Raw genomic sequence first — 17,013 nt, 5'->3', positions numbered from 1 at the left:
ATCTTGCTTTTCACATGGCACGTTATTTTACCGCTCCACTAGTTTCAATTATCACTAGTATCTAAAAGGCTTTTAATGTGTTCATATAAGTAATTTTCTTCTATTACATCAAATCTACCTACAAAGTCTTCACCTAATGGAAGGAAAATTTTTGAAGTTTCTGAAACATCTTCAAGTTTTTTGTGAGGTGTGGTTATACGAATATCAACTCTATACTCTTCTTTTGATAGTGGTATTTCATCATTCTTCTTTAATGTCAGTTTTTCCAATGTATCTATTAATGATTTTATTTCTTTTTCATCTGTTAATAACATTGTTTCTTCATTTGTACGAATTTCTATTTGCGGGATGATGTTTTCTTCTTTCCACAAACTAGCGTATTCTTTTTGCATAGTTGTCGTCTTATTTTTGCTGTAAGATTGATAACCCCAAATACCGATTACAACAATTAATATTATACTAATCTCAATCCAAATACCTTTTCTCATAAAATACCTCCTCTAACATATGGTATCAATATAAATTAACAAATTACAAACCTCACTAACCTTCCACCTTTCTTCCAATTTATAAATAACCAATCAAACTTATGTTAGATTTATATTATCAAAATTTACCATTTTAGAAAATATGTGAAAAGGCGTGGTGGTGTATTAGAAGGATCAGAAAAGTTTAGAACACCGGATGAGCAGATAACAGAGTCCAAAATCATTGTGAATGGTACAATTGAAGAAGTGCTACCCTCAAGATCAGTTACAGGTTATAGATTAGATAGTTTCTTTGACTAGAATAAGTGGGGCAATTGATGACTATGCGTTAATAACATGTTATCCACATTTAACAGAAGAAGTTGAATACTATTTTTATAGATTAAAACAATGGGAAGAACTGTTATTTCAGCTTTTGATAGGACGAGGGGACATTGTTTTTTGTCTAATAAAAATTCATTATAGGAATATCTTTGGCTTGGTCTACTCTTATAATTTCTAAAGGGCGAAGCGTGCAATAAGAAGTAAGTAATCTCATTATTTGACAACCGATAGGAATCGTCCACATAATTTCTTTTATTCATAATTGTCGAGAGAGGGGGTGGCACAAATGCCTTTAAGTATCAATCAAAGAAAAGACTTGAGAAAGAATCTTTTGGAAGAAGTATATGAAAACTACTTTAAAAAAAATGGAGCACCATTTACTCAGACTAAGGAAGAATTACGAGCCGATAAAGAAAAAGATTTAGCTTATCAATATTTACAAGAAAAAGGTTTAATAACCTGTACTCAAATGGGTAACTATATACAAATTAAACCTACAGTACACGGTATTGATTATGTAGAATCTCTAGAATAATAAGAGTTTAGAGCATCCTTTCGAGGGTACTTTTATATTTCGTTAAGGTAGTTCCACAAGAAAGAGATGTCTGATTCCACTTTCCACACTTCGAACATTGATTGTGCTAAAAGTATAAAAGCCTGTGAAATTTACGATGCAATTTCACAGGCCTTTTCTTTTTCATTTTTAAAGGATTGTTCTATATTTATTCAAATACAGCTACTAATCTTCCTTTTACTTCATGATTTTTCAGTTTTTCAATACCTTTGTCGACTTCTTCGAATGGAATGGTGATTAAATTTGGGCTCATTTTTCCAGTAGCGAAACAATCATATACACCTTTTAGATCTTCTACTGATCCACCATTACTTCCTAATAGCTTAATTTCTTTTGTAATCATTAAATATGTGTTTATATTTGATTCTAATTTACCCATACCAACGATGACAACTGTTCCTTGAACTTTTACAGCTTCTAGTGCATCAGAAGTTGTTTGTCCAAATCCAGCAAAGTCAACAATCACGTCACATTCTGCTTCTTTCATATCTAGGATTGTGTCGTACACTTTATGAGCACCTAGCTCTTCTGCAAGCTTACGAGCTTCTGGAGATACATCTGTAGCGTATACTTCGCAACCTTTAATCAATGCCATTTGTAAGGCAAATTGACCAAGACCACCGATACCGATAATTCCTAATTTTGTACCTTCTTTTGCTTGTCCAATACTGAAAAGAGCACGATACGCTGTGATTCCTGCATCTGTTGAAGCTGCCCCTTCTATGAAGGAAACGTTTTCAGGAATGATTACACATTGGTGAGCAGGAACTCGAACTTTTTCTGCATAGCCCCCGTCATAGTTGTACCCAGCAGTTATTTTCGTTGCGCGATCCATTGGGTTAGCCCCAACGCGGTCTCCAACTTTAATAGCTTCAACACCTTCACCCACTTCAATAACAACCCCAGCAAACTCATGCCCTAAAATAACAGGACCATTTGGGAAAAGTGGCATCCAACCTGGATCTTGTAATGCTGCAACGTCTGAATGACATAGACCAGCAGCTTTCACGTCGATCACAACATGACCTGGAATTGCTTTTGGATCTTCTTTTTCTATCAATTCTAGTGGTTTATTTGTACCTGAAAATAACCAACCTCTCATACTATCTCCTCCAAATTATTTAATTTTATTTTTTGTAACTCTCTAATAATTCTATCTACACTTATAGTTTACTAGGTTTCTCTTTCTGTAAACCATCCTTAAAATTTGCTATAATGTTGAGGATACCAACACATTCATCAAATCTGTCTAATAGGAGAGGAATATGATGAAACCCCATTCTAAACAAGCGCTGCGGACAAAGAGTTTCTTAAAGAAGGCTTTTATTGAAATGGTACATAAAAAGGGATACAGTGCTGTTACGGTGAAGGACATCGTTGATCATGCACAATATAATCGAACAACCTATTATGTGTATTATCAAAACATATGTGAGCTTGTAGATGAGTTAATGAATGAAATGTTTGAAGCTATTCAGTATTACAGCATGTGTAAATACGAAAGCGATAGTCGGGTAAAAGTAGAAGAGTTAACAACAACCTCATTTGATTTGTTGTATTATATTTACGATCACCGTGATTACTTTACATTAATACTATTAGAAGATACGTTGCCAAACATTCACCAGCAACTGCCTGAAGCGATATTTAAATTATTGAATAATAAATTTGATATTCAATACGACGTATCTTCTGTTGATGATTACCACCAAAAGCGTTATATGGCATATGGTACCGCTGGATTAATAAAGGACTGGATTGTGCAGGATTTTGATGTGACACCCGCTGAAATGACAGAACGTCTCATACGTATTTTAAATACCTTTGCGAGAGGGTTTGTTATAAAAGAAATTGACTCCTAAAAGGGATATTAGGGATAGGTACTTCGGCCGCATAATAAAGTTAATAAATTATATAGAAGACAAGAAAACCACCCCGAGCCGTCGCAAGCAAAAGGGTGGTTCTCAAAGAAAATAACCTTATTTGACAACCACCACCCTGGCGGTAGGTTGCAGAGAGAAGTGTTACTAGTACTTCTCTTTTTTAGTATATATTATACGAAAAATAAACCGATAAATAAAGTCTAGTAATGCTTAATATGAGGATAATGTTAGTATTGCTTGGTGCAAATAATTTACAAGGGATTCGAATCAAATGAATAAAACTAACTCTATTATACTTTTTATAATATTAATCTCATTAATTACAATGATGACAATAGATTTTCTTTATTATGTTGGTGTAATCAACCTCCAAGTAACTATTTCTTTATTTTCCATTTCCGTCATTATATTTATATTTGACAAATCTAATAGTAAAAATATAAAACTCATGATATTCGGTATTTTATTTATGTCATCTTTTCTTCTTGTAATTCCGAATTACAGCTACTCTAGTGCTATTGAAAAGGTTACAAGTCAGTACCCTGGGGAAACGGTACAAAGCCCAGAAAAGAACACTGCTGTTTATGTTGATGGTTTTAATTTTATCAAACCTACTAGGCACTATATTGTAACTTTAACAAATGATGAGTTCACGCAAAAATATAGAGTGAATCCCACAACAGGAAAAATATTTATGCACCAATAATTTTACGGACATCTACTGGAATATAGTCGATGTCCTTATAAAATTGGACAATTATTTTTCATACTATCTTTTTCGAAAATACTAGTTCAACAGACATAGAGATATTAGTTTCGGGTGCATTTTCACCTTAACCTTCACATACTTTCCAATTTCTGTGTGGATGACTTTCCTGTCCCTTAGTCCCACCTATGAATATATGAATGGGACGAGGGGATACTTCCTGTCCCTTCGTCCCATTATCATTCATTGTCCTTTAATTTATCTAACGTTGAGATTGTATCAACTAAGTGATTATTAAAGATTTGCCGCGCTACATCTAATAGTTCAATAATCATAGGATCCTTTAAAGAATAGACAACACGATTTCCTTCTTTAACACCTACTACAATATTTTTCGCTCTTAATACTGTTAATTGTTGAGAAACAACAGATCCTTGGCTGCCGATGATACTTTGGAGTTCATTGACGTTTTTATCGCCTTCTGACAATAATTCAAGAATTCGAATTCTCAAAGGGTGAGCTAGTGCTTTAAAAAACTCTGCTTTAAATTTTTGCATTTCAAGTTCCATTTTGCTAACGCTCCAATCTAAAACTTCTTTATTTATCAAGATGAAGAAGTTATTAATTTCCTTTTCTCTTCAGCTTCTATGAAGTCTGACTTTGAAAGACTTACACATTCTCTAAAAGCAAAGTGTTTACACCCTGAACACTTTTTTACATCTAATTGTGCCAATGCATAGTTTATTGCTTCCCCTGTCCGATCAAAGAAATGTTCCTTTCCAATAATATCACTTAAACCAGTTTTGATTAACATTTTTTCTGGTTGTTGATTTAAACCTGTAATTAAAACGATTCCGTTTCTTGAAAAGTCATTTACGATACTAGAGAGATACGACTCTCCAGTTGTATCTATATACGGCACTTTTCCCATTCTTAATATTAACACTTTTGGTTTATCATTGATTGTTCTCATAATCTTTTGTTCAAATGTTTGAGCAGCTCCAAAAAACAACGGTCCTTCAATATTATAAATACTGATTTGAGGACAATCATGAGTGTCTGTTACTATAGTTGGGTCTACTTTATCGGTCTTACTATGTGGATTAGGAAGTACCTTTTCTGTAATCACACTTTCACTCATACGCTTTGTAAATAAGATGACTGCGAGTATTAATCCAAACTCAACTGCTACGGTTAAATTCACAAATACAGTTAATAAAAATGTTACTAATAATACAAGAGTATCCCCTGACTTTGTTTTCAAAATATGGAGAAACTCTTTTCGTTCACTCATATTCCAGGCTACAACCATTAGGATTGGGGCCATACTAGCTAATGGAATACTAAAAGCATACGGAGCAAAAAGAAGTAAAACAAAAAGAACAACAATACCATGAACCACTCCGGATATAGGTGAAACCGCACCATTTTTTATATTGGTTGCTGTACGAGCAATAGCGCCTGTCGCTGGAACCCCCCAAAAAAATGGTGTTACAATATTTGCTACTCCTTGCCCCATTAATTCCCTATTGCTATTATGCTTACTTTTCGTCATACCATCCGCTACAACCGCTGAAAGCAGCGACTCAATGGCTCCAAGAATAGCAATAGCAAAAGCTGGTCTAATTAATTCTATTATTCTTTCATAAGTAATGTCTAACATTTGAAATTTTGGTAATTCACTTGGGATATTTCCAAATGTTGACCCAATCGTTGGTACTTGATTTGGGTATAACCACACGGCAATTAGTGTTGATAATAGTAATCCAATTAACGGACCAGGTATTTTAGGAACAAACTTTGGAGTTAGTAGTACACTTACCAAACAAATTAGAGCAGTTAATATACTATAAATATTTAAAGAGTTGATATTTATTAAAATTTCAAGAATGTTGTCTATAAATGCCTCATGTTTTTCAACACCAGCCAAACCTAAGAAATTGGAAATTTGTCCTACAAAAATAATAACTGCTATTCCAGTTGTAAATCCAATTGTTACAGGCTTTGGGATGAATTGTATTAATAAGCCTAACTTAAAGACTCCCATTAAAAACAAAATAATTCCTGCCAAAAATCCAGCAATCAATAAATTTTCAAAACCGTACGTTATCACAATCCCAAATAGAATGGGAATAAAAGCACCAGTTGGCCCCCCGATTTGATACTTTGATCCCCCACATATGGAAATAAGAATTCCCGCAATAATGGTAGTATATATACCGTATTCTGGTTTCACACCTGATGCAATAGCAAAAGCCATCCCTAAAGGTATTGCTATTACACCCACTACTACCCCCGCAAAGATATCCTTTTGTAATTTTTGTAAAGAATAATTTTCAAATCTCTCCGAAGAATATTTAAATTTTTTTAACATAAAAAACCCTTCTTTGTTTTAAATTGTGTTTACTATATATGTATATATGAATATTTGAATATATGCAAATTAAAATATTCGGTAATAGTTTAAGAGGCTTAAAAATTTACTTTCCCATCCTTAACTTTCACATATTTTCCAATTTCTGCGTGGAGCTTTCCTGTCCTCCTAGTCCCTACAATAAAGTGGGACGGTAATCATCCCCACATCCCTTCTCAAAAAAAGCTATTGACATGTTTTGTTTTTTCTGATAAATTTCCTTTAATACAAAAAATCGATGAAGAGAACAGTAAGTTAGGAAATCTGATCCAAAGAGAGCCGGCGTTTGGTGGAAGTCGGTGTTCAGTCCCTATCTGAAAATCATCTCTGAGATGCAAAGCTGAAAATCTAGTAAGCTTTGACGGGTTGTCCGCCGTTACGATGGAACGCGTATGATAGTACGTTGACTGAGTGCTGCAGTTTATTATTTTCTGTGGAATTAGGGTGGTAACGCGAGTATAAACTCGTCCCTTATTTTAAGGGGCGGGTTTTTTTGTATTCAAAAAACGAAAAGGAGAGAAACACATGCGTAAGTTTGATTCATTTTTTATCGGTTTATTATTATTTTCTATGTTCTTTGGAGCTGGGAATCTGATTTTCCCACCATTTTTAGGTGCACAATCTGGAACAGCCTTTTGGTTAGCGATGATTGGATTTGTTCTTACTGCCGTAGGTTTGCCGTTGGTCGTTCTATTTGCCATCGCCCGTGTTAAGGGAGGTATTCAAGCGATCGGTAACCGAGTTCATCCAGTATTTAGTACTATTTTTATGGTGATTGTCTATTTATCTATCGGTCCATTTTTAGCAATTCCACGGAATGCGAATGTTGCCTTTGAAATGGGACTAATGCCTTTACCTTTTATGAATGGAGCCGATACAACCATTGTTTTACTATTGTTTTCCGTTGTATTTTTCTTACTCGTTTATCTCATTAGTCTAAATCCTACTAATCTAGAACGATATCTGGGACGTTTTATCACACCAATCTTACTCGTTGCAATCGTTATTCTTTGTATTGTTAGTTTTATGCAACTGGACGGGAAGTTCCTAGCACCAACTGGCGGATATGAAGCTGGAGCATTTTTCAAAGGATTTTTAGAAGGGTACAACACGATGGATGCCTTGGCTGCACTTGCTTTTGGGATTGTTATTTTAACGGCAATACGCCAGCGTGGAGTCTCGGATGAAAAACAATTAAAAGGCTACATGCTGAAAGCTTCTCTTATTGCAGGAACATTACTCGCTACTGTCTATGTTTCGCTCGGTATTGTAGGTGGAAAAATGGCGATTAACGGTGAATTTGCAGATGGTACACAAATTCTCTCAGCCGTTTCTTTCAATTTATTTGGAAATAGTGGAACGGTGCTAATCGGTTTAATATTTACACTAGCATGTTTTACAACCGTTGTTGGTCTAACATCAGCTTGTGGGCAATATTTCTCGAAACTCATTCCTAAAGCAAATTATAAAACGGTTGTACTCGTGACGACGTTGATTGGCTTTACACTGACTAATATGGGCCTCAGCCAAATATTAAAAGTGTCTGTTCCATTCTTGGTGACGGCTTATCCACTAACCATTGTGTTAATTGTGCTAACATTCTTCCATCACCAGTTTAAAGGTTCAAGAAATGTCTATGTCAGCGCACTTTCCTTTGCAGGGGTATTTGCTGTGATTAGTGGGTTAAACGCCTTTGGCATAAACTTGGGGCCAATCGAAACGGTTCGTTCCGTATTGCCACTAGCTAGTGTAGGGTTAGAGTGGGTTGTTCCTGCACTATTTGGGACTATCATCGGGGTCGTATTTGCCAAGATTGGTGGCCAAGCGAAAGCTGTTTCTATCGAAAGAACTGGATAACACGATTACTTAATCAATCTATGAAATTCAAATCGGAGAGCGGACAATCCTCTTACCTTTAAAAGAATTTCAGTTGCTCTATTTTTTAGCATCCAATCCAATGTATTGACTAGCGTGGAAAATAAAGGTGATAACATTTTTCCATATATGCATTGAGGAGATAATTAAATGAAGTCGACAGGAATTGTCCGAAAAGTAGATTGCGAATTGAATTACGCAGGACGCTAGATATTACTGTAAAGGATTCACTTGTAATTTATGTAGAGGATATTGTCAAAAATTGGATTGCATTTTGACACTGTAAATGGTTACATCAATCTAGACTTTACAAATTCTCTTACAGAAAAATTCGACACAAATTAGAAAATTTCTTCAACAAAAATAACAAAGAGGTATCCAATAATTATTTTGGATACCTCTCTCAGATATGATTTGACCTTATTGGATAGCTATTTATCTTCAACCTAGTTAGTTTCTTACATTCTATTGCACAGGTCTTATTCAACATAATTCTGTTAGTTTAAATAATATAATCTCATAAATCTTTTCCAGTATAGTCCTTATATAATTTGCTAAGTTCTTTCATTTTGATTATAAGTTTTTCATTATCTGCATAACTATAAAGCCTTTTATAATAGTTATATGCACTTCTCAAAAGTGCTAATATAAATGCGTCTTTAGGTAAGATGAAACCTTTATATTTATTAATTGAGAGGTTTTCAGCTTCTTCTTCTGGAACCATTGTGATTTGTAATTGTATGCTTGTATCGTCGTATGTCTCTAGAGTAATTTTTTTATGATAGTAATCTAAGTATTCTATTGCATGACCATCGAGTAGATAAGAAGTAATTAATGAAATATACTTATTCCACAATTCATTAAGATAACCAAATTCTTCTTCTCCTAATAATTCTTGTTGATTTAATTTTATTTTAATAAATCCTCTTGGAGAAAAATCTATATAATCGTTCAGGTATCTTAATGCTAACTTAATTTCTGATTCTTTATCCTTATCTTCAAAATTTATAAATTGTCTCTCAATTTCTGATTTACTAAGCTTTTCATTAAACCATATGTTGTTTTTGCTAATAAAAGTGCGAACTTCTATCATTAAGTCACCTCAATATTGCAATGTAATCCAATATATCCTTGTCATAATAATTCACAATTCTTATTGCACTCTTCTGCATCGTAACAAAACTCTCATTTTCCTTACTTAAATAATACCAGAAAATAACAAAATAGGCGCAGAAGATTGCCTAATAATTTTAACTATGTGTAGTAGTTTCTTGTACAGTATTTAGTCTACTTTTCATTAAAGAATGGCAAATTTCTTATTCCTCAAATTCAATAAACAGAGTAGGACGCCAATTCCTGTCACCTCGTCCCATCCCGTTACCCGTAATATATACTTTTCCAATTATTCATTAATGTATCTTCAATTACTTTATCTCGCTCAGATTTTGCCCTGTACAATGAGTAGAACGACATTCCTGTTCCTCGGTCAAAAAAGAAAATGAACAAAAGATACTATGAAAGCTATAATAGCAATAGACAATGTAATTTTTGATAATGTATTATTTGCTTTAGAATCTAATAAAGTTTTCAAGTTGAGTATCTCTTTATTAAGAGAATTTATCTTTTTTTCCTGTGCTTCAATAGTTTCTAAATTATTTCTAATTTGTTCATTTAATTCATTATTCCTTTCATGAAAATTACCTAATTGTTCTTCCTGCTTGTCTATATTTTCAGCTAGTACCTTTAACTGCTCACTATGTTGGTTATCAATCTCCGCATGCGCTTGCAATTGCTCTTCAAGTTTTATGTCGGTTTCTGCTTGAATTTTCAGTTGTTTTTCGTGTAGCTTACTAATCTCTACTTGAGCCTGTATCTGTTCACTGTGGATCCTCTCTAGTTCGGCTTGGGCCTTCAATTGTTCTTCCAGTCTTTTATTTGTCTTTGCATAGACCTTCAACTGTTCACTGTGCGACATATCGTTCTTTACCTGGGCTCGTAACTGTTCATCAATAGATTGGTTTATTTGGGATTGGTCTTTCAATGTCTTATCATGATTTTTTGTAGTTTCAGAGAGATTTTCTATTTTTCTAAGTATATCTTCTTGTTCCTTTAATTGCTTTACAACCGACATTAACTCTTGTCGAGCGAATTCAGATAATTCTTCTCGAGAAGCACCCTTTAACCTCATTTCTAGTTCACGAACAACAAACCGGTTACTAGCTATATTACTGACTCCAAGTCCGAAGAGGTATTTAGATATTTCAGCCAATTTCGTTTGAAATTCAAACGAAATTTTTTGTGCTTCCGCTCCTGACTGAACAGCCTTTGCTAGATCTAGTCCTGCCGATTGCAATTCTTCAATAGCAACTTTTTTCTTTCCAAAGCCAGCTGATCTATTTCCTGCATTAATTGCGGAATCTTTTGCTAACGTTGCAGCTTCCATCGCTTCTTTAACACTCTTGTCAAGCTCGTTGAGTTTACTTATTTGACCTTGAATTTGTAGAGGTAAATCTTCTTCGTTAAAACCTGATATACCAGATCGTAATATATCATCTGCCTCCAAAACAACTAATTCATTACTCAAGTTTCATTACCCCCATTTTAAAATATCGCTAATTTCTTCAATCAACCCTGAATTATGTTTTTTAATACCCTGTCTATATTCGCCGATGTTTTGCATCGATTGCCTGTTTGCTTCCTGAGCCTCTATGAAAGTCTTTGTCGTTTCTTCCATCATTCCAAGAGCTTCATTAATTGTTTTTTCAGCACTTTCTGCGGCTATCCATACATCCGCTTGCAAATAGTATATTTTAGCATTCATTAAGTGTAACTGTTCACTAAGAATGGCCATTCGTTCATTACGGAGTTTATTTTGTTTTAACCCCATAGTGAAATCAGTTCCAACTGCAATAGCAAACCTTCCGACCCCAACAAAGTTTACTCGCAAAAGAAATTCTTTTGTAAACATCGCTAGATTTCCACCTGATTTGATTGCTCCGCGGATGGCTGCATCACCTAAGTCAATTAGAGTAAATGTGCCTGTAGCAATTGTTAGCATTCGTACAATGGTGCGATTCCTCCAAGGCAACGTTTTATCCCAGTCTACTTGAGCTAATTGCCTTACCTGTCTTATATTCTTTTCTTTTATTTCCATAGCTAGCCTACGAATGAAGTAAAATGCTCGTACTATACATTCGTTTATAATAACAGGGATTGCCTGACGCCCGAGTTCATATACAACTCCTATTTCTGCCCTCAGATCGAACCTTACCGGCTCAGTAATTTTGCCATTTGAATCTCGTTTAGCAAGTAAAGTGCCATTGAACAGCTTAGAAACCCATAATGAAAATTCCTTGACTCCGTCTTTATTTTTTATAGAGTTAAAGATTGGCAATGAAGACATTTCTTTTAAAAGAGAAAGCAATGGTCCAGGCAAACCAGTTCCAGTACCAGGGTTAGAGCTTGATCCTGCCATATCGCTAATCATATGAAAAAACCAAAAAACAGTACCAAACAAGAGCTTTTGCGGAACATCCTTACCAATAAAAGTCTTATCCTCCACATCGACAATTATAAAAAAACCGTTTTTATCAGTGCCATACGCTTTCCCACTAAACTGTGTGAGCATCGAAAAAATAAGACCTACAGGTGTGGGATGATGAGCAAAATCCCTTAAGTGATGCTGTTTACCACCTCCAAATTTATCAGTGACACTATCACTTGGTGTGCCAAATCCTTTTATATCAAGATCATTATGCTTTGCCCCACTTTCAAGATACCTAATTGCACCTGGAAGATCATCCCCTTCGTAACCTTGAGACTGCGCAACCTTAACAACAAATTTATTAACCTTATCATTGCTCCATTCTTTCCCACGATCTAAGCTAAAAGCACCAACCCAAAATGAATCAATTATTCCCGCAAGCACACCACTGCCAACAGCAACCATATAATCCATTCCATCTGAATGATTCGTAAGTCTATCTATTCCCTCGTTTAACTTATCTAACTTCTCTTTATTAGATGACAAGATTCCGTTCACTTCATCAAGACCAGCTTTAATATGTCTTTCTTTTTCATCCATATTATCTGATTTACCTTCTGTTATTACAGTCCCATGCTCAACCTCAAATTCGACCTCGAAATCATCGTCAACTATTTTTATGTTTGGGAATTTAATGATTTTCCCTTCCTCCATTTTACTCAGACACCTTTCGTTCATATAAGAATCACTTTACATGATTCTAGCCCATGAAAAATTTACCATTACTTTTATGCTATCTATTATAAAGAAAAAATTAATAGAGTATTAGCTAGAAATATACTGCCATAACTATAGTATAATCATACCAGTACAATAGTAGTATATTACAGTCGAAAAATGAAGAATATTTACAACATTATCATGTCGACCTGTCACTGATTCTTCAATTTCCCTGGCAATAAATATCGAAGGGTGTCATGAAAGGAAATTAAATAGTGCTTGGCGCTTGTTGAAAAGTGTTGAAACACTCACCTTTACAAAAAAGAACGCTCCTCCACGAGTTCACATTTAAGTGAATTGGGAGGGGCGTTCTTTATTTTTCACTCGTTCCTATCATTAGGGAACGAAATCTCAAGCCAGCTAGTAAAACTTTATTAATACAAGAGCCTTATCTGCCTTAGGTAAGGCTTTTAGGCTTAAAAGGATCGTCTCCATTAGAAATGGAACCTTTCCAGGTGAAAGACTACTTTTTTCTAACGAACCTGAAGAAAAAACACCTTTATGTAGTACAGCAACGCGCTTTGGCAAACGTGCTACAGCTTCTGCAGAACAACTCGCAGGTATAAGGACAGTAGTGGCTTCATCTCCAATTTTTGGCCAGATTTGATTTCCTTCTTTATCTAAAGGTGTAATGCCTCTTGTAGCAAGTGATAAGGCACGCGATAAATCATACTCATTGCCCCAACCATATAATTGTGCTGCAAGATGTGCTTTCTGAAGAATATCTCCCATCCCAAACGGTGACCAATGATCTGTTATACTATCATTTCCAAGAAGGACTTCTACTCCGTGCTTTTGAAGGAGAGGTATTGGCATGACAGTTTTACCAATTGGAACAGATGAGGCAATTGAAATACGTAATAAAGCAAGGCGATTCGCAAGCTCAATCCCTGATTCTTCCGATAATGATGAAAGTGAAAACGCATGGCTGATTGTTACTTTTCCCTCTAGTCCGGCCTCTTCCGTAAAATCTGCCAACCTACTAATGGCTTTTATGCCCGATTCCCCACCCTCATGAAGATGGATATCAATGCCTACGTTATAGTCTACTGCGATTTGTACCATTGTTTCCAAAGACTTCTCCATATTTCCGTCCACTACGGTTGGATCAAGACCTCCAACATGTGTTACTCCAAGGTCCATAGCCTCTCGTAATAGTCCTTTTACATTTGAACGAAGCAATCCATGTTGAGGAAAAGCTACGATTTCATGTGATATTTTTTCTGAATAATTCTGTAAGGCTGCATTTAATTTTTCAAGATTATTTAGCCCGACAGTCTGGTCGATATTACAATGACTTCGAACATTTGTTGAACCGTAGCTCAGGATTAGTTCAATTAATTTTTCCGCACGTTCTTGTGTTGTTGGAAGCAATTCTGGTAGTAGCTTTTCTTCCAATTCAATCATGTCAAAAATACTTTTTCGATTTGCCGCAGCCCTCCAAGTACCTCCATAATAGGTTTTATCTAAATGGATATGCATTTCCTTAAAAGCAGGGAGAAGAAGCATCCCCTTCGCATCATAACAATCTATATCTCTTCTATATGGTAGATTCGTATCTTGTATTTTTATAATATTGCCGTTCTCAATTTCGATATTACGTATTTGAGTTTCAGTGTAGACAACTTGACCATCTTCATACTTATATCCACTTTCTAATCGAACATTTAAAAGCATAAAGGAATTCTTTTTATGTAGTTCTTCTTTGAACATATTTCTATCTTCCATTTGTTTGTTCTCCTTCGTGTTTTTTCTAACAATTCAAGAGAGTGATCTTTATGCAAATAGTACAAAAGATTTATCGGATCATGCTTGATTGCATTCTCAATTGCATAAATTACTTCTTCATATCTTCCTAAATTAATACCTTTACTACTTCTGACTTATTTGTACGTGTAACAATCATTGCCCCTGTTCTTCCCTGTAAGAAAACATTATTCATTTGGGTAGCGCCTTCGTAGTTAAAAAAACATCATCATTCATTCTATGTCTCGAGGAGCAAATTGCTAGGATAACGCTTCATAAAATGAAAATATGGTGAAACACAAAGAACAATTTGCTTTTATATAGTTTTTTTAACCTTTGACCTTCATTTATCTTCCAATATCTGTTTGTACGAGTTTTCTGGCCCCTCGTCCCACCGAAAGCAAAAAAATAGCCCATTCCTGAATGGAGATGGGTCAAATGATAAAACTTCTTTTATAATAACGTTATGCTTTTTACTAATATGGTTTGCTAATAACCTCGGTTCCTATATCAACCGTTTTACCTGTTAAACTAACTCCTCGGAAGCCGCAAAGGTTATTAGCAGGGTAAAGATTGTTAACATTGTCATCCCAATCATCTCCTTATTATCTTTCAAGAGTGACTCCCATGAAGTCGTCATAGCAATTGAGAGGGTATTAGCGATAAACACACCAATAATCCAATAACTGCTACTTAGGGCAATGTTTATTGATTTGGCGAGGAGTACGGGATTCGAACCCGTAACTGCGGCATACTTATTCAAGTATAGTTTATTATAGACAACCTTATTTATAGTGTCAAAATTCTGTATTAATTTCTAACAGTCGCTAGATTATAGCCCTGAATATTTAATGTTTCAAACAATGTTTTAAAATTGGATACTGTCTCATTATCAAGTTGGATTTTCCTGTTTACTACTTTATCGTGAAATTCTTTTGCGGCTAATTTCTTCGACGAACTAGAACCATCGTATGGGTTACTCAATTTTTTAGAATCATCTTTGGCAATTAACGACTCAATTGTTTTTGGGTTGCTCACCATTTTCTCCTTAACTACTTCTTCGTTACAACTTATGAATACAATTTTTTCTTCTAGAGTCTCATCCAGTTTATTGACTAAAACATCGTATTCGATGTAACCTGCTTTATCATAGTCTAATAAAACCATGAATAATACAGGAGTAAGTAAAAGAAATTCCCTAAACTCATAGTCTAGGGAAGCTAAAATTTAAAATAGTGATTGATATTTCCTATCAAAATGTCATTTTCCAATATTTGTGTGGATGAGTTTCCTGTCCCTTCGTCTCTTCTAGCAGTAGGTGGCTCTGTTGCACCACTTGCAGCAGCGGAAGAAATCACGATTAGCACCATCAATGACTTAGCCATGAAAAATCGTAGCATCATTGGCGCACGTATGGGTAAAGCCGTACCACAACTATCCAAATGGTCGAATTCTATAAGAATGGGAACTTCGCATTCGACAAACTTGCTCAATTCTACAAACTTGAGGAAATCAATGAAGCCGCCGAAGACTCGAATTCCGGTAAGACAATTAAACCAATCCTGGTGATTGATGAGAGCTACGAGCCGAGAGCTTAATTGCTTAATAGATAAAAAAAGGGGCTGTCCCAAAAGTGAGTTAAACTGACATTTGACAGCCTCTTATATTCAAAACTTTAAATTCAGCTATATAGTCAACTGACATAGAGGCATGTCCCATTCAGGTGATTTGTTTTACTTAACCTGCACTTACCGCCCTATATTCTTCTTCCAATATATGTGTGCACGAGTTTCCTGTCCCTTCGTCCCACAATCCATTTATACAGAACGTAAAATAAAGGATTTATGAATAAACGTATACAAAATTGGAATAATATCTTTGAAAATAACCAAGGAGGAATGAATATGTCATTAGTACCTTATGATCCATTTAGACAATTATCAAATATGAGAAGAGAATTCGATCGTTTCTTTTCGGAATTACCAATTTCGTTTGACAATGAACATGGTATAGGTGGGATTCGAGTAGATGTTCATGAAACTGAGAATGAGGTTGTGGCAACATGTGATTTACCTGGTCTTGAAAAGAAAGAAGATGTAGATATTGATATACAAAATAACAGATTAAGCATTAGTGGTTCTATCAAGCGTACCAATGAAATAAAAGAAGAAAATATGTTAAAAAAGGAACGCTATACAGGTCGTTTTCAACGTATGATAACACTTCCAAGCCCCGTTTCACATGATGGGGTTAAAGCTACGTACAAAAATGGAATACTTGAAATAACAATGCCAAAAGTGGCGAAAGACGTAAAAAAGAAGATAGATGTAAGTTTCCAGTAACATGAGTAAATTGCTACTGGTCATGAAAGATTTCGGGTATGACTACATGCAGGAATTAGCTAAAGAAAGTCCTGATTTGGTGGATTTGATAATTTTAACTATTCATTCACCTGAACAACAAAAGAAAAAGGTCATTTCTGAGTTAACAGATAATATTAAGAAAAGCTTTTTATAAATCTGATAAGGATCATAGGCTTTATATAAGCTAATAAATAATCATTATAGTACCTAAATTGTAATTAATTCATCGAAAGAGAAAGACAGGTTAAATAACTTGTCTTTTTTGTTTTGCAATTAACAAAAGATTATTTGGTCAATCTTTGTAATAACATGTTTACTATAACCAACATAAATAATTATGAATAACATACCATAATTTTGTAATGCTAACTGTATAC

At 34.8% G+C, this 17,013-nt stretch carries 15 protein-coding genes and 1 other annotated feature; of the genes, 5 read left to right on the top strand and 10 right to left on the bottom strand.

The genetic code is table 11. From position 1 onward, the window contains the following. Nucleotides 1–44 precede the first annotated feature (44 nt). Nucleotides 45–488 carry a hypothetical protein gene (locus tag O1A01_RS03570; protein ID WP_270065563.1) on the bottom strand — a complete coding sequence of 148 codons (444 nt, stop codon included), beginning with the start codon at nt 486–488 and terminating at the stop codon, nt 45–47. Between the two features lie 610 nt (nt 489–1,098). On the opposite strand from O1A01_RS03570, the gene O1A01_RS03565 reads away from it, so the two are divergent. Further along, the gene (locus O1A01_RS03565; RefSeq protein WP_270065562.1) at nt 1,099–1,347 is read left to right on the top strand and encodes a hypothetical protein; all 249 of its coding nucleotides are present in this window, start codon (nt 1,099–1,101) and stop codon (nt 1,345–1,347) included. 187 nt (nt 1,348–1,534) lie between these two features. Here the strand turns inward: O1A01_RS03565 and O1A01_RS03560 are convergent, their stop codons facing one another. After that, entirely contained in the window at nt 1,535–2,488 is a 954-nt protein-coding gene (locus tag O1A01_RS03560) for a zinc-binding dehydrogenase (RefSeq protein ID WP_270065561.1), read from the bottom strand. A 163-nt stretch (nt 2,489–2,651) separates the two neighbouring features. Here O1A01_RS03560 and O1A01_RS03555 point away from each other — a divergent pair, with 163 nt between their 5' ends. After that, nucleotides 2,652–3,248 (top strand): TetR/AcrR family transcriptional regulator, encoded by a 597-nt coding sequence (locus O1A01_RS03555; RefSeq protein WP_270065560.1) that lies wholly within the window; start codon nt 2,652–2,654, stop codon nt 3,246–3,248. Nucleotides 3,249–3,540: 292 nt separating this feature from the next. Further along, nucleotides 3,541–3,975 (top strand): hypothetical protein, encoded by a 435-nt coding sequence (locus tag O1A01_RS03550; protein WP_270065559.1) that lies wholly within the window; start codon nt 3,541–3,543, stop codon nt 3,973–3,975. 239 nt (nt 3,976–4,214) lie between these two features. Here the strand turns inward: O1A01_RS03550 and O1A01_RS03545 are convergent, their stop codons facing one another. Both O1A01_RS03545 and O1A01_RS03540 read right to left on the bottom strand, forming a co-directional pair. Beyond that, complete coding sequence (locus O1A01_RS03545) at nt 4,215–4,544, bottom strand: ArsR/SmtB family transcription factor (RefSeq protein WP_270065558.1); 330 nt, start codon at nt 4,542–4,544, stop codon at nt 4,215–4,217. A 35-nt stretch (nt 4,545–4,579) separates the two neighbouring features. Beyond that, a complete protein-coding gene (locus tag O1A01_RS03540) occupies nt 4,580–6,349 on the bottom strand; it encodes a SulP family inorganic anion transporter (RefSeq protein WP_270065557.1) in 1,770 nt (589 codons plus the stop codon). A gap of 268 nt (nt 6,350–6,617) precedes the next feature. Continuing rightward, nucleotides 6,618–6,863 (top strand) — a binding site (T-box leader). A 50-nt stretch (nt 6,864–6,913) separates the two neighbouring features. On the opposite strand from O1A01_RS03540, the gene brnQ reads away from it, so the two are divergent. After that, complete coding sequence (gene brnQ, locus O1A01_RS03535; protein WP_270065556.1) at nt 6,914–8,245, top strand: branched-chain amino acid transport system II carrier protein; 1,332 nt, start codon at nt 6,914–6,916, stop codon at nt 8,243–8,245. 535 nt (nt 8,246–8,780) lie between these two features. Here brnQ and O1A01_RS03530 read toward each other — a convergent pair. The 6 genes from O1A01_RS03530 to O1A01_RS03505 all read right to left on the bottom strand — a co-directional run bounded on the left by O1A01_RS03530 (nt 8,781) and on the right by O1A01_RS03505 (nt 15,658). Next, entirely contained in the window at nt 8,781–9,356 is a 576-nt protein-coding gene (locus tag O1A01_RS03530) for a hypothetical protein (protein WP_066417006.1), read from the bottom strand. Between the two features lie 393 nt (nt 9,357–9,749). Beyond that, nucleotides 9,750–10,847, bottom strand: coding sequence for a hypothetical protein (locus O1A01_RS03525; protein WP_270065555.1), 1,098 nt, complete (start codon nt 10,845–10,847; stop codon nt 9,750–9,752). A 6-nt stretch (nt 10,848–10,853) separates the two neighbouring features. After that, a complete protein-coding gene (locus O1A01_RS03520) occupies nt 10,854–12,461 on the bottom strand; it encodes a hypothetical protein (protein WP_270065554.1) in 1,608 nt (535 codons plus the stop codon). 426 nt (nt 12,462–12,887) lie between these two features. Then, the gene (locus O1A01_RS03515) at nt 12,888–14,255 is read right to left on the bottom strand and encodes an amidohydrolase (protein ID WP_270065553.1); all 1,368 of its coding nucleotides are present in this window, start codon (nt 14,253–14,255) and stop codon (nt 12,888–12,890) included. Between the two features lie 828 nt (nt 14,256–15,083). Beyond that, nucleotides 15,084–15,314: a hypothetical protein gene (locus tag O1A01_RS03510; RefSeq protein WP_169793829.1), complete on the bottom strand. Its 231-nt coding sequence runs from the start codon at nt 15,312–15,314 to the stop codon at nt 15,084–15,086. A 179-nt stretch (nt 15,315–15,493) separates the two neighbouring features. Beyond that, nucleotides 15,494–15,658 (bottom strand): hypothetical protein, encoded by a 165-nt coding sequence (locus tag O1A01_RS03505; RefSeq protein ID WP_157729269.1) that lies wholly within the window; start codon nt 15,656–15,658, stop codon nt 15,494–15,496. Nucleotides 15,659–16,177: 519 nt separating this feature from the next. Between O1A01_RS03505 and O1A01_RS03500 the strand changes: the two genes are divergently transcribed. Further along, complete coding sequence (locus O1A01_RS03500) at nt 16,178–16,615, top strand: Hsp20/alpha crystallin family protein (RefSeq protein ID WP_010891078.1); 438 nt, start codon at nt 16,178–16,180, stop codon at nt 16,613–16,615. The last annotated feature ends 398 nt before the right edge of the window (nt 16,616–17,013 follow it).

The organism is Sutcliffiella sp. NC1, assembly GCF_027594365.1.
Taxonomy (GTDB): Bacteria; Bacillota; Bacilli; order Bacillales; family Bacillaceae_I; genus Sutcliffiella; species Sutcliffiella cohnii.
Note: the sequence above shows the minus strand (reverse complement) of the source record. Positions and strands in the feature narration are given on the sequence as shown.